The 14016-nt window shown below is 70.5% G+C and carries 14 protein-coding genes; 6 read left to right on the forward strand and 8 right to left on the reverse strand.

Going from position 1 to position 14016, the window contains the following annotated elements; all coding sequences use genetic code 11:
* Positions 1–16: 16 nt before the first annotated feature.
* Positions 17–688, reverse strand: coding sequence for a nucleotide exchange factor GrpE (gene grpE / locus ACSU6L_RS17535; RefSeq protein ID WP_437057892.1), 672 nt, complete (start codon positions 686–688; stop codon positions 17–19).
* Entirely contained in the window at positions 685–2520 is a 1836-nt protein-coding gene (gene dnaK / locus ACSU6L_RS17540; RefSeq protein ID WP_437057894.1) for a molecular chaperone DnaK, read from the reverse strand. Before dnaK ends, grpE begins: the two co-directional genes overlap by 4 nt.
* Before the next feature lie 361 nt (positions 2521–2881).
* Between dnaK and ACSU6L_RS17545 the strand changes: the two genes are divergently transcribed.
* The gene (locus ACSU6L_RS17545; protein ID WP_073943121.1) at positions 2882–5164 is read left to right on the forward strand and encodes a (Fe-S)-binding protein; all 2283 of its coding nucleotides are present in this window, start codon (positions 2882–2884) and stop codon (positions 5162–5164) included.
* Between the two features lie 74 nt (positions 5165–5238).
* On the opposite strand, the gene ACSU6L_RS17550 is transcribed toward ACSU6L_RS17545, so the two are convergent.
* Positions 5239–5547, reverse strand: coding sequence for a hypothetical protein (locus ACSU6L_RS17550; protein ID WP_437057897.1), 309 nt, complete (start codon positions 5545–5547; stop codon positions 5239–5241).
* Positions 5547–5768, reverse strand: a complete 222-nt coding sequence (locus tag ACSU6L_RS17555; RefSeq protein ID WP_437057899.1) for a hypothetical protein — start codon at positions 5766–5768, stop codon at positions 5547–5549. The genes ACSU6L_RS17550 and ACSU6L_RS17555 overlap by 1 nt, the downstream gene beginning before the upstream one ends.
* A gap of 142 nt (positions 5769–5910) precedes the next feature.
* On the opposite strand from ACSU6L_RS17555, the gene ACSU6L_RS17560 reads away from it, so the two are divergent.
* Positions 5911–6156 carry a GntR family transcriptional regulator gene (locus tag ACSU6L_RS17560; protein ID WP_437057901.1) on the forward strand — a complete coding sequence of 82 codons (246 nt, stop codon included), beginning with the start codon at positions 5911–5913 and terminating at the stop codon, positions 6154–6156.
* Positions 6157–6192: 36 nt separating this feature from the next.
* Positions 6193–6705: a GntR family transcriptional regulator gene (locus ACSU6L_RS17565; RefSeq protein WP_437064936.1), complete on the forward strand. Its 513-nt coding sequence runs from the start codon at positions 6193–6195 to the stop codon at positions 6703–6705.
* On the opposite strand, the gene ACSU6L_RS17570 is transcribed toward ACSU6L_RS17565, so the two are convergent.
* From ACSU6L_RS17570 to ACSU6L_RS17585, 4 genes are all read right to left on the reverse strand, one after another.
* Entirely contained in the window at positions 6692–7054 is a 363-nt protein-coding gene (locus ACSU6L_RS17570) for a DUF4333 domain-containing protein (protein ID WP_437057903.1), read from the reverse strand. The genes ACSU6L_RS17565 and ACSU6L_RS17570 overlap by 14 nt on opposite strands.
* Positions 7055–7134: 80 nt before the next feature.
* The gene (locus tag ACSU6L_RS17575) at positions 7135–7461 is read right to left on the reverse strand and encodes an antibiotic biosynthesis monooxygenase family protein (RefSeq protein WP_437057905.1); all 327 of its coding nucleotides are present in this window, start codon (positions 7459–7461) and stop codon (positions 7135–7137) included.
* Entirely contained in the window at positions 7458–8360 is a 903-nt protein-coding gene (locus tag ACSU6L_RS17580; protein WP_437057907.1) for a DMT family transporter, read from the reverse strand. Before ACSU6L_RS17580 ends, ACSU6L_RS17575 begins: the two co-directional genes overlap by 4 nt.
* Positions 8361–8747: 387 nt before the next feature.
* The gene (locus ACSU6L_RS17585) at positions 8748–9296 is read right to left on the reverse strand and encodes a hypothetical protein (protein WP_073943115.1); all 549 of its coding nucleotides are present in this window, start codon (positions 9294–9296) and stop codon (positions 8748–8750) included.
* 461 nt (positions 9297–9757) lie between these two features.
* Between ACSU6L_RS17585 and ACSU6L_RS17590 the strand changes: the two genes are divergently transcribed.
* From ACSU6L_RS17590 to ACSU6L_RS17600, 3 genes are all read left to right on the forward strand, one after another.
* Positions 9758–11236 carry a VCBS repeat-containing protein gene (locus tag ACSU6L_RS17590; protein WP_437057909.1) on the forward strand — a complete coding sequence of 493 codons (1479 nt, stop codon included), beginning with the start codon at positions 9758–9760 and terminating at the stop codon, positions 11234–11236.
* 156 nt (positions 11237–11392) lie between these two features.
* Positions 11393–12829: an FG-GAP-like repeat-containing protein gene (locus ACSU6L_RS17595; RefSeq protein WP_437057911.1), complete on the forward strand. Its 1437-nt coding sequence runs from the start codon at positions 11393–11395 to the stop codon at positions 12827–12829.
* 75 nt (positions 12830–12904) lie between these two features.
* Entirely contained in the window at positions 12905–13957 is a 1053-nt protein-coding gene (locus tag ACSU6L_RS17600; RefSeq protein ID WP_437057913.1) for a Yip1 family protein, read from the forward strand.
* Positions 13958–14016: the final 59 nt, after the last annotated feature.

The raw sequence follows: 14016 nt of genomic DNA on the forward strand, positions 1-14016 counted from the left end.
TGCGTGCGTTATAACGTCAGCCCTCCTCCGGGCCACCGTTCTCCTTGTCGTCGGCCTTCTCCGCGCCCGCACCGGACTCGGAGTTCTCGGCCTTGACCGTCTGCGTGCCCGGCTGGGGCTCGGCGACGGCGACCCGCGCGGGGCGGATGGTGCGCTCGCCGATGCGATACCCCGGCTGGAGGATCGCGACGCAGGTCGTCTCCGTGACGTCCGGCGCGTACGAGTGCATCAGGGCCTCGTGGATCGTCGGGTCGAAGGGCTCGCCCTCCTTGCCGAACTGCTGCAGGCCCATCTTGGCCGCCACGGTCTCCAGCGACTCCGCCACCGACTTGAAGCCGCCGACGAGCTCGCCGTGCTCCCGCGCGCGCCCGATGTCGTCGAGGACGGGCAGGAGCTCGGTCAGGAGGTTCGCGACGGCGATCTCCTTGACCGCGATCCGGTCGCGCTCGACCCGGCGGCGGTAGTTCTGGTACTCGGCCTGGAGCCGCTGGAGGTCGGCGGTGCGCTCGCCGAGCGCGGTGCGCACCTGGTCCAGCTGGGCAACCAGACCCGCGTTCTCGTTCGCGTCCCCGGCCGGGGCCGCCCCCTCCTCCGAGGAGGAGGCGGCGGCCTTCGGCTCGGCGTCGTCAGGGGTGGCGCCGGAGGGGACGTCGGGCTTCTCCTCGAAGCCCGGGGTCTCCTCCGTCACGCGGCACCGTCCTTGCGCTCGTCGTCGACGATCTCGGCGTCGACCACGTCGTCGTCGGCCTTGGGCTGCTCAGCGCCGCCCGGGGCCGCCTGGGAGGCCTGGGCGTCGGCGTACATGGCCTGGCCCAGCTTCTGGGAGACGGCCGCGACCTTCTCCGTGGCGGTGCGGATCTCGGCGGTGTCCTCGCCCTTGAGCTTCTCCTTCAGCTCGGCGACGGCGGCCTCGACCTCGGTCTTGATCTCGCCGGGGACCTTGTCCTCGTTGTCCTTGAGGAACTTCTCGGTCTGGTAGACGAGCTGCTCGCCCTGGTTGCGGGTCTCGGCGGCCTCGCGGCGCTTGTGGTCCTCCTCCGCGTAGCGCTCGGCCTCCTCGCGCATGCGGTCGACCTCGTCCTTCGGCAGCGAGGAGCCGCCGGTGACGGTCATCTTCTGCTCCTTGCCCGTGCCCAGGTCCTTCGCGGTCACGTGCATGATGCCGTTGGCGTCGATGTCGAAGGAGACCTCGATCTGCGGGACGCCGCGCGGCGCCGGCGGCAGACCGGTCAGCTCGAACATGCCGAGCTTCTTGTTGTACGCCGCGATCTCGCGCTCGCCCTGGTAGACCTGGATCTGCACGGACGGCTGGTTGTCCTCGGCGGTGGTGAAGATCTCGGACCGCTTGGTCGGGATCGTCGTGTTCCGCTCGATGAGCTTGGTCATGATGCCGCCCTTGGTCTCGATGCCGAGGGACAGCGGGGTCACGTCGAGGAGCAGGACGTCCTTGACCTCACCCTTGAGGACACCGGCCTGGAGCGAGGCGCCGATGGCGACGACCTCGTCCGGGTTCACGCCCTTGTTGGCCTCCTTGCCGCCGGTCAGCTCCTTGACGAGCTCGGCGACGGCGGGCATACGGGTCGAGCCACCGACGAGGACGACGTGGTCGATCTCGTTGATGGAGATGCCGGCGTCCTTGATGACGTTGTGGAACGGCGTCTTGCAGCGCTCCAGCAGGTCCGCGGTCAGCTGCTGGAACTGGGCGCGGGTCAGCTTCTCGTCGAGGTGCAGGGGGCCCTCGGCGGAGGCGGTGATGTAGGGGAGGTTGATCGAGGTCTCGGTGGACGAGGACAGCTCGATCTTCGCCTTCTCGGCGGCCTCGCGCAGACGCTGCAGCGCCATCTTGTCCTTGGACAGGTCCACGCCGTGACCGGACTGGAACTGCTTGACCAGGTAGTCGACGACGCGCTGGTCCCAGTCGTCACCACCGAGGTGGTTGTCACCGTTGGTGGCCTTGACCTCGACGACACCGTCGCCGATCTCCAGCAGCGAGACGTCGAACGTACCGCCACCGAGGTCGAAGACGAGGATCGTCTGGTCGTCCTTGTCGAGGCCGTACGCCAGGGCGGCGGCCGTCGGCTCGTTGACGATGCGCAGCACGTTCAGACCGGCGATCTCGCCGGCCTCCTTGGTGGCCTGGCGCTCGGCGTCGTTGAAGTACGCCGGGACGGTGATGACCGCGTCGGTCACCTTCTCGCCCAGGTAGGCCTCGGCGTCCCGCTTCAGCTTCTGCAGCACGAAGGCGCTGATCTGCTGCGGGTTGAAGGGCTTGCCGTCGAGCTCGATCTTCCAGTCGGTGCCCATGTGGCGCTTGACCGACCGGATGGTCCTGTCGACGTTGGTGACGGCCTGGCGCTTGGCCACCTCACCGACCAGCACCTCGCCGTTCTTGGCGAAGGCGACGACGGACGGCGTGGTCCTGGCGCCCTCGGCGTTGGTGATGACGGTGGGCTCGCCGCCCTCCAGAACGCTGACGACGGAGTTAGTCGTGCCCAGGTCGATGCCGACCGCACGTGCCATGGTTGATTCCTCCAGCTGACTTGAGTGGAACAGGCTCAAGTGTGCACGACGACCCCCGCCGGGTCAACAGACCTGAGCCGAGTCGGCTCAACTCTTGTCCACCGCTTACACGCAAGAGTGAGCGCACGGCACCGGACGCCGTGACGGCAGCGGACGGGAGGGGACATGCGGGGCGGCAAATGCACTGCTTTGATACGAGTAACACCATCGGCGGGCGGAACACTTCCCCGCGTTGCTGAGGCAACCCTGAGCGATTCAGATCACCTGGCGCCCGGCTACAGTGCGGCGGAAGATACGGGTAGTCTCAGACGGACTGCATAAGCTACCGCTCAGTAACCCTCGCAGGCCCGAGGAGCCCCCAATGCAACTCGCCGCGATCATCGTGTCGCTGGTCCTGACCGTGGTCGGTGTCGCGCTGCTCGCACGCGCAATCGGCCAGTTCGTCAGGTACTTCAAGCTGGGCCAGCCGGTTCCGGCAGGTACCCGGACGGACAATCCCTACCAGCGCAGCGTGACCCTGGTCCGCGAGTTCCTGGGGCACACCCGGATGAACCGCTGGGGCATCGTCGGCGTCGCCCACTGGTTCGTGGCCATCGGCTTCCTGACGCTGCCGCCGACCATCGTCACCGCGTACGGCCAGCTCTTCCAGGCCGACTGGACGCTGCCGGTCATCGGCGGCTTCCTGCCGTACGAGATGTACATCGAGTTCATCGGCTCGATGACGGTCCTCGGCATCGCCGTGCTGATGGTGATCCGTCTGCTGAACCTGCCGTCCCGCCCGGGCCGCAAGTCCCGCTTCGCCGGTTCGAAGATGGGCCAGGCGTACTTCGTCGAGTGGGTCATCCTCACCATCGGCCTCGCCATCTACGTGCTGCGGGGCCTCGAAGGCGCCCTGCACCACGTGGACCACTACGAGGCCGCGTACTTCGCCTCGTACCCGCTGATCCTCGCCCTGAAGGGCCTGAGCGTCGCGACGCTGCAGAACCTCGTCTACCTGTTCGCGATGATCAAGCTGAGCACGACCATGATCTGGATGATCACGGTCTCGCTCAACACCAACATGGGTGTGGCCTGGCACCGCTTCCTGGCCTTCCCGAACATCTGGTTCAAGCGCAACGCGACGGGCGAGACCGCGCTGGGCGGCCTCCAGCCGATGACGTCCGGCGGCAAGCCGATCAACTTCGAGGACCCGGGCGACGACGACGTCTTCGGCGTCTCCCAGGTCGAGCAGTTCTCCTGGAAGGGCCTGCTCGACTTCTCCACCTGCACCGAGTGCGGCCGCTGCCAGTCGCAGTGCCCCGCCTGGAACACGGGCAAGCCGCTCTCGCCGAAGCTGCTGATCATGTCCCTCCGGGACCACGCGCACGCCAAGGCGCCCTACCTCCTCGCGGGTGGCGGCAAGACCATGGAGGGCGAGGAGAAGGCCTCCGAGGAGCAGCTGGCCGGCGTCCCCGCCGCCGCTCTCGCCGAGGCCGAGCGCCCGCTGATCGGCACCGCCGAGGAGAACGGCGTCATCGACCCGGACGTCCTGTGGTCCTGCACCACCTGCGGCGCCTGCGTCGAGCAGTGCCCGGTCGACATCGAGCACATCGACCACATCGTGGACATGCGCCGCTACCAGGTCATGATCGAGTCCGCGTTCCCGTCCGAGGCGGGCACGATGCTCAAGAACCTGGAGAAGAAGGGCAACCCCTGGGGCCTGGCGAAGAAGCAGCGCCTGGAGTGGACCAAGGAGGTCGACTTCGAGGTCCCGGTCGTCGGCAAGGACATCGAGGACCTCTCCGAGGTCGAGTACCTGTACTGGGTCGGCTGCGCCGGCGCCCTCGAGGACCGCGCCAAGAAGACCACGAAGGCCTTCGCCGAACTCCTCCACATCGCGGGCGTGAAGTTCGCGATCATGGGCGGCGACGAGAAGTGCACCGGCGACTCCGCCCGCCGCCTCGGCAACGAGCCCCTGTTCCAGGAGCTCGGCATGGAGAACGTCATGGCCCTCAACACGGCTTTCGGCGAGGAGCTGGACGACGAGGGCAAGGTCGTCCCCGAGTCCGCGAAGCCCAAGTCGGCGAAGAAGATCGTCGCCACCTGCCCGCACTGCCTCAACACGCTCGGCAACGAGTACCCGCAGCTCGGCGGCGACTACGAGGTCATCCACCACACCCAGCTGCTCCAGCACCTGGTCGACGAGGGCAAGCTGATCCCCGTCACCCCGGTCGAGGGCATCATCACCTACCACGACCCGTGCTACCTGGGCCGCCACAACAAGATCTACACGCCCCCGCGCGAGATCATCGGCAAGGTCCCCGGCCTGCGCAACGAGGAGATGCACCGCCACAAGGAGCGGGGCTTCTGCTGCGGCGCCGGCGGCGCGCGGATGTGGATGGAAGAGCGCATCGGCAAGCGCATCAACAACGAGCGCGTCGACGAGGCCCTGTCGGTCAACCCCGACATCGTCTCCACCGCATGCCCCTTCTGCCTGGTCATGCTGACCGACTCCGTCAACGGCAAGAAGAACGACGGCAAGGCCAAGGAGTCCATCCAGGTCGTCGACGTCGCCCAGCTCCTGCTGGACTCCGTCAAGACCCCGGTGGACCCGGAGGGCTCCGCGGAGACGGAGAGCACGCCGGAGCCGGAGCCGGTGAAGTAACCGTCCCGTTCGGTACGACCGACGCCCCCATGTCCGTTGCGGACGTGGGGGCGTGGCCGTATCCGCTGCGGGGTTCAGTTCAGCCGGTCGAGCCGCAGCCCCCGGCTCTCGGCGACGCGGAGCGCGTCCTGAAGAGCCTCGGTCAGCCGCTCGGCGAGGAATCGCAACTCCCCTGCGGGGGCGTGCGGGAGGATGCCGTGAGCGTGGGCGAGCAGCTGGACACCCATGCCGAGCTGGATCTCCTCCGTGGTGTCGGCGAGCCGGGACAGCGGTCCGCCGCGCTCGTCGCTGATCAGATAACTCGGCTTGCCCTCGGGCCCCGTCCAGGGCAACAGCCGCGGTTCCCGCAGGGCGGCCCCGGCAAGTTCGTCGTCCGCTCCCATCAGGCCACCTCCATCAGCAGGTACGGGCGTACGGCCACGGTGGCGGCACCGTCGAGGGGCCCGTGGAGGCCGTAGGGGCTGCGGTGTGCGGGGAGCGGGATTTCCGGCTGTGCCGGGAGTTCGCAGGCGCGGAGTGGGGGTAAGCCGACGCGGCGGTGTCGTCCACGCGGTTTCACGAACAGGCTCACCCGGGCCAGGAGACGGCGGATAGGGTCGGACACGTCATCAGCTCCTTTTCAGCTGGCGGCCATGCCCCCGGACGGCTCCACCCGTCGCGGGGGTCATTACTTTGTCCCGCCGATCGCGGTCTACCGCAGTCTACTGCGGTCGCGCGGTCTACCGCAGAGTTTTAGCGTCCACCGCATGAGTCCCGAACTTGATCGCACCCGCCCTGTCTGGCGACAGGTAGCCGCAGTCGTCGCCGACCGCATCACCGACGGGACGTACCCCGTGGGCAGCCGGGTGCCGTCCGTCGTCGAGTTGTCGGCCGAGTTCGGGATCGCGGCCTCGACCGCGCAGAAGGCGCTGACCCACCTCAAGAACGAAGGACTCATCCGAGCCGAGGTCGGCCTCGGTTCGTTCGTAAAGGCCTCGGAGGGCAAGGAGTAGCAAGCCGTGAGCACCGGCAAGTGGGTCAGCGCGTCGATGCCGTACCTGACGCCCCGTGAGAACGGGCAGGGCGACGCCTGGAGCGCGGAGGCCGCCGCGCAGGGGCGTCGGGGCACGCAGCGCATCCTGCACGCGGGAGAGGTGCCCGCGCCGGCCGAGGTGGCACAGCTGCTCGGCGTGCCGGAGGGCGAACCGGTGGTCGTGCGCCGCCGCCTGATCCTCCTGGACGACGCCCCGGTCGAACTGACCGACACCTACTACCCGGCCCATATCGCCCGGGGCACCGCACTGGCCGGCACTGCCAGGATCCGCGGCGGCGCGGTGACCCTGCTGGCCCGGCTGGGCCACGTCGGTGCCGTCGTGCGCGAGGACGTGACGGCCGGTCTGCCCGACGAGGACGAACGGCACACGCTCCACACCTCACCGACGGACCCGGTCCTCCGCCTCACCAGACTGACCCTGGACGGCGACGACCGCCCGATCCAGGTGGACCAGATGGTGATGCCCGCGCAACGGCAGCGGCTGCGCTACGAGATCAGGATCGGTTGACGGCCGGGGAGGCCGTCTCGTCGGCCTTGATGTCGAAGTCGATCCGGTCCCCCTCGACGGAGGACACGGTGACCGTCACGCCCAGGGTGCTGCCGTCGCCCGCGGTGAGCGTGCAGCGGGTGGTGGTGCCGACCTTGCCGGTGAGGTCCTCGGGACAGGTGACGTCCGGCTTCGGCTGACCGGTCGTGTCCGCGAGCTTCTGGGCCACCGTGTCGGCGAGCTTGTCCGAGGACAGCTTGGGCGCGGAACCGCCGGTGCCGCCGACCGACACCGAGCAGCCGACGAGCAGGACACCTGCGGCGAGGGTCGTGAAGCTGCATGCCGCCGTACGTAAACGGGCCGTGACCATGGTTAGTTGCCTTTCGGTGGGGCGAGCGATCGGGACCGGCGGGGACGGCCGGGGGTCAGTGCCCCCGGCCCCAGAACCGCCTACTCCCCCTTCGGCGCCGCCTGCTGCACGACCTCGAACGACCACAGCGTGGAGCCGGAGGCTGCCGGCTTCGGGCGCTCCGCGCCCTCGCCGCCGCCCTGGTGGGCCGCCTTCATCGGGCCCTCCATCCATGCCTGGAAGGACTCCTCGTCCCGCCACCGCGTGTACACGAGGTAGTTGTCGGTGCCCTCGACGGGGCGGAGGAGTTCGAACCACTCGAAGCCGTCGGAGGACTCGACCGCGTGGGCGCGGGAAGCGAACCGCTTCTCGAGGACTTCCCGCTGCTCGGCGGGAACGGCCAGCACGTTGATCTTCACTACGCTCATGAGTCCATCCTGCCCGACCTGCCCCCGCTCAGGAGCGCCAGACCCAGACCCAGCACGGCCAAGCCGCACCAGGAGGGGACCGGCAGCCGCTCGCCGAGGGCGGCGACGCCCAGTACCGCCGCCACCGCCGGCTCGGCGAGGGTCAGGGTCGTCGCCACCGACGCGGGTGTGCGGCGCAGGCCGTGGCCGTAGAGGCGGTACGCGAGGGCGACGGTGAACAGGGCCAGGTACAGCGCCACCGCCGCGCCGCGCGGTTCGGTCAGCCACCGCGCGTCCGTGCCCGCCACCAGCGGCAGCACGAGTACGCCCGCCGCCCCGAACAGCACGCCCATCACCGCGTCGGATCCGTGTCCGCCCGCGATGAGCCTGCCGCCGATCAGCGAGTAGACGGCGTACGACAGTCCGCCGCAGGCGGCGAGCGCCACGCCGGTCATGTCCAGGGGTTCGCCCTCGCCGCTGAACCTCGGGCCCAGGACGAGCAGCGTGCAGCCCAGTACGGCCGCCGCCGTGGCTGCCGTCCAGCGGGCGGTCGGGCGGGACTGTCCGGTGGCCCAGGACAGCAGGCCGGTGAAGACGGGTGCGCTGCCCAGCGCGATCACGGTGGCGACGGCCACGCCGGTGCGGGCCACCGCCGGGTAGAAGGTGACCGGGTAGCCGGCCACGGCCAGGGCGCCGAGCACGAGCAGCCATCGTTCGCCGCGCGTGCACGCGGCGGGCAGTGCGCGGGCGCCGCGCGAGGTGACGTAGAGCAGGAGGCCGCCGAGGGTGAGGCCGGCGCAGCCGATGGCGGCCGCGGGGGCCGTGGCGGGGGCGAGGGCGCCGGCGGTTCCGGTCGTGCCCCACAGGAGGGCCGCGATCAGGATGGGGGTGGGGCCGCCGAGGAGGCCTGCGCGGTGCAAGCGCGAATGGGGCCGATGGTGCGTGGCAGGCGTGTTCGGGCAGGGCGTGCTGGTGGAGGGTGTGCGAATCGGCACTGGCGTGAGTCTTCCGTCGTCGAATGCGCCCGGGAATCCGGGAATCGGTAAGGGATTCGAGACGGGCGCACGACATCACCCCGTGACCGTGACCGCCCTGCGTGGGCCGGCCGGGGCCGGGGGTCGAACGGAAGTCGAACCGTCGGTGTCCGCGCCCGTCAGGCGCAGAGCGGCGGCAGAACGACGTGCCAGTAGGTGTTCACCCGGTGAGCGTAACACCGGGCCGGAGCCCGACCGGCGGCACAGGAACCGGCCAGGAACCGGCCAGGAGCCGGCCGGGAATCCGGCACAGGATTCACAGCGGAGCACGCCTCACAGGTACTCGAAGAACCTCGTCCACCACGTCGCCTCACCCGGCTGCACGGCATGCGCCGCCATCCGCTCGTCGCTCTCGGAGTCCGCGAGCCAGGTCACGCCGTCGTACGGGCGGTGCAGCAGCCGTGCCGGCACCACCCGGTAGCCGAGGTCGGTCAGCGTGGTCTCGACGCGTTTGCGGTCCCCTTCGGACAGGGCGCCGGCCGCGACGGCCGCGTCCAGGTCCGGATGGCTGTCCGGCCGGGGGGCGAGGATGACGGCGAGGTCGCCGTAGTTGCTGAGCCGTACGCAGATCCACTCGCCGGCCTCCGTCGCGCGCGGCGGGATGCGCAGGGCGAAGTAGTAGGAGGCGTCCTGGATACGGTCGTCCAGGCGGACGGGGTTCTGGTGCTCCCGGCTGAACACGTCGTTCAGCCGTTTCCTGAGCAGTGCGGCCCGCATGCGGGCCTGGGCCAGGTCGAACCCGTCGGGGAATTCGAGGTGTTCCGGTCCGGGCAGGCGGTCCAGGGCATGGAACAGCTCGATGATGGATCGGTCTTCGTCCATGGCGGACAGCGTAGGGCGCCGGACCCCCTGTCCGTGACGGCATCGCGCGATCTCGGCCGTCCTCCGCGAGGCCCTTCGGTGCCTTCGGCGGCCCTGCGTGGCAGGTCCGGCCCGTTCGGAGCAGCGCGTTCCAGTCAATCCGCGTCCCCGCGGTGTCCCCCGATCTCGCACGCGCGCACCGGCGCCGCGCACAAGCCGGAGGTCACCGTCCCGGCGGCCGCCGCCCTTCCCGGCGCTCACTCAACTCTCGTACGGCTCCTCGGCCCTCGTGAATCCCTTCGAGTCTCTTTGAATCTCGTACAACCCTCCCGTCACTTCGTTGGTCTCCCCATCGCCAACCGGACCGTGAACCCGAGGACAACCCCCGGCAAAGCAGGGACAACCCGGCGATCACGCGGTCCGGCGCACCCATCGACTCCGGGACGCCCGCCGGGCATCCCCGCATGCCGCAGGAGATCCGCATGCAGCACACCCTGCGACTCGCCCTCGCGACGGCCACCGCGGCCGCGCTGACGGGCGGGCTGCTGACGTTCACGGCCGCGACGGCGACGGCCGCGGACTCGACGCACGTCCCCCAGGCCGACTTCAACGGCGACGGCATCGGTGACATCGCCTTCAGCGCCTCCGGCGCCTATGTGAGCGGCAAGCAGACCGCCGGCCAGCTCGTCGCCCTGTACGGCACCGCCACCGGAATTTCCTCCGCCAAGCGCTCCGTCATCAGCCAGAACACGACGGGCGCCCCGGGTACCGCCGAGACCGGTGACGGCTTCGGCGCCGAGCACGCCTACGCCGACTTCAACGGCGACGGCTACGACGACCTCGCCGTCTCCGCCCCCTGGGAGGACGTCGGCAGTGACCAGGACGGCGGCGGCGTCGCCGTGCTGTGGGGCTCCGCCAATGGCCTCACCGGCGCCGGTGTCACCGTCGCCGACCCGGCGCCCTCCGCGCACGACCTGTGGGGCAAGAACCTGGCCGCCGGCGACTTCGACGGCGACGGCAAGGCGGACCTCGCGGTCGGCAACACCTCCAGCACCATCCACGTGTTCAAGGGCGGCATCGGCGCCACCGGCAAGCCGGGCCTCGGCCGTCAGACCGTCAAGCCGCCGATCCAGTCCGGCGGTACCGCGCGCGGCCCGCTCAACCTCACCGCGGGCGACGTCAACGGCGACAAGCGCACCGACCTCGTCGTGGACGGCTTCGAGACCCAGACCGACTACGGCTGGAACACCAACTACCTGCTGCCGGGTACCGCGAGCGGCCTGTCCACCGCCTCCGCGAAGACCCTCAAGGCGGGCGTGATCACCGCCATCGGCGACATCGACGCCGACGGCTACGGCGACATCGTCACCGGCATGTACTGGAACCGGACCGACGGCGACGGCCTGACCTTCCCCGAGGCCTCCGACGGCGGCAAGGTGTGGATCACCTACGGCGCCGCGAGCGGCACCGGCTCCACCACCGGCGTCACCCAGAACACCGGCAACGTGCCCGGCACTTCCGAGAAGAACGACTACTTCGGCTACGAGCTGGACCTCGGCGACGTCAACGGCGACGGCTACCAGGACCTCGTCGTCGGCGTGGCCGGCGAGAACATCGACGGCATCACCGACACGGGCATGGTCACCGTCCTGTACGGCTCGGCCTCCGGCCTGAACACCGCCTCCGGTGCCCAGTCCTTCGCCCAGAGCACGGCCGGCGTCCCCGGCGAGGACGAGAAGAACGACGCGCTCGGCGCCGACGTCAAGCTCGACGACGTGACCGGCGACGGCCGCGCCGACCTGATCGCCGGCTCGTACGAGAACGACGGCAACGGCGCGATCCTCTACCTGCCGTCCAACGGCACGAAGATCACCACGACCGGCAGCCGAACCGTCTCCCCGAGCACGAGCGGCGTCTCGACCACCGGCACCCCGTCCTTCGGCGTCAACATCGCCGACTGAGCCGTCGTACGGACACCGGCGGCGCGAGCCGTACCAACCACCACCGTCGTACCGACCACCGCCGTCGTCCAACCACCGCCGGGCCCGCACCCCCCGGGGCCCGGCGGCCCACCCCGCTCACCCGACCAGCCCCGCCCCTCAGACCCGGAGCCTTCCTTGCGCAAGCGCAGCCTGCTCATCGCGGCCACCCTCGCCACCACCGGCCTGCTGACCGCCCTGCCCGCCACCCCGGCCGTCGCCGCGCCCTCCGGGCTGGCCGGCGACTTCAACGGCGACGGCTACCGTGACGTCGCCCTCGGTGCGATGGGCGCCGACGTCGGCTCCGTGCAGGGCGCGGGCGCGGTCGTCGTGCTGTACGGCTCGTCCACCGGCATCTCGGCGGCGAAGAAGACCGTGATCACGCAGAACTCCACCGGCGTGCCGGGCGCCGCCGAGTCCGGCGACCGCTTCGGCAGCAGCCTCGCCGCCGGCGACCTGAACGGCGACGGCTACGCCGACCTGGTCGTCGGCTCCCAGTTCGAGGCCATCGGCGACCGCGACGGCGTCGGCTCGGTCACCATCCTGTGGGGCGGCTCCGCCGGCCTGTCCGGCGGCGCGGCCCTGCCGCAGCCGGCCGGCCTGCCCGAGTGGGGCGGCTACGGCGCCGCCGTCGCCACCGGCGACTTCGACGGCGACGGCAAGACCGACGTCACCGCCACCGGCCAGGGCCGCGTCCACCTCTACCGCGGCTCGTTCACCCGCACCGGCACCCCGCTCAGCCACACCGACGTCGGCGAGCTGGGCGGCGCGTACGAGGCGATCGCGGGCGACCTCAACGGCGACAAGGCCGCCGAGCGCGTCTACCCGTTCTTCGTCGACGGCGACGAGCGCGGCGACATCCGCTACTTCCGCCACGACCCCGGCAACATGGACCACCCCGAGTCCGACTACGCCCTCACCGAACTGCCGGCCGCCGACGGCGGGCACGGCACCATCGGCGACGTCAACGGCGACGGCTACGGCGACCTGATCCTCGGCGACCACTCCGACCCGCAGACCGGCGTGGCCGGCGGTCACCTCGGCGGCCAGATCAGCGTCTGGTACGGCGGCCCGAACGGCCCCGACCCGGCCCAGAAGCCCACCGTCATCCACCAGGACACCGCCGGTGTGCCCGGCTCCGGCGAGGCGGACGACATCTTCGGCGCGTCCGTCAGCGTCGGCGACATCAACGGCGACACGTACGCCGACGTCGCGGTCGGCGCGCCCGGCGAGGACCTGGGCTCGGTGAAGGACGCCGGCTCGGTGACCGTCCTGTTCGGCTCCGCGGCGGGCCTCACCGGCACCGGCGCCAAGAGCTACAACCAGGACACCGCTGGCGTGCCCGGCTCGTCCGAGTACATGGACTGGTTCGGCGGCACCGTCCACCTGGTCGACTTCGACAAGACCGGCAAGGCCGACCTCGTCGTCGGCGCCGCCTACGAGAACGGCACCGGCGCGATCACCACCCTGCGCGGCACCGCCTCCGGCCCGACCACCACGGGCTCCGTGTTCATCTCCGGAGCGAACGTCTCCCTCAAGGGGGACGCCAACTTCGCCTGGGCGATCGCGCAGTGACGCCGCGCGGCTCGTGACCCCAACCCCCCGGCCCGCCCTGCCCCTTAGGGGACGCGGGCCGGACATCCGTAAGGGATGTCACAGCTCGGCCGCAAAGCCGGGCCGGGAACCCCGGGCCCGGCACGTCACTCTCCGGGACCAGGTACGTTCGATGACGTGGCTGGATTCAGGATCGGACGCGGCGGCCGGGACAACCGCGCCCCGCACACGCGACCGCAACACCCCCCGTACGGACAGCAGGCGCCCCAGGGCCCGTCCTACGGCCAACCTCCGGCGCCGCAGCCGCACCCGTACCCGGGTCAGCAGAGCTACGGCGGTGGCGGCGGCCCGTGGCCCCCGTCGAACGGCGGGCACGGGGGCTACGGCGGTCACGGCGGCCGTGGCGGACACGGCGGGCACGGCGGGCACGGCGGAGGGGAACCGGAGTACTTCGGCGACGACGGCTCCTCGTACCCCCACCCGGGCACCGCGGACCCGTACGCGGCCAACAACCCCGGCCACACCCAGGCGTTCGCCATCGGTGAGGACCCCTACACCCACAGCGACACCTACCGCGCGGGCTCCACGGCCCCGTCCGGCCCGATCGGCCCGCGGCTGCGCTGGAAGGAACTGCTGAAGGGCATCGTCCTCGCCCCGAACCAGACGTTCCTCCAGATGCGGGACTACACGATGTGGGGCCCCGCCCTCGTCGTGACCCTCCTCTACGGCCTGCTCGCGGTGTTCGGCTTCGACGGAGCCCGCGAGGACGCGATCAACGCGACCCTCTCCAACGCCGTCCCGATCGTCCTGACGACCGCGGTCGCCATGGCGGTGAGCGCCTTCATCCTGGGCGTCGTCACCCACACCCTGGCCCGCCAGCTCGGCGGCGACGGCGCCTGGCAGCCGACGGTCGGCCTCTCCATGCTGATCATGTCCATCACGGACGCGCCCCGCCTGATCGTCGCGATGTTCCTCGGCGGCGACGCCCCGTTCGTCCAGATCCTCGGCTGGGCCACCTGGGTCGCAGGCGGCGCGCTCCTGACCCTGATGGTCTCCCGGTCCCACGACCTGCCGTGGCCGAAGGCACTGGGCGCGTCGGCGATCCAGCTGATCGCACTGCTGTCGATCGTGAAGCTGGGCACGTTCTAGAAGCCGTCGCACGGCTCACGAAAAGGGCAAAGGGCAAAGGGGAAGGGCCCCTGGCACGA

Source organism: Streptomyces sp. enrichment culture, from assembly GCF_964272855.1.
Classification (GTDB): Bacteria; Actinomycetota; Actinomycetes; order Streptomycetales; family Streptomycetaceae; genus Streptomyces.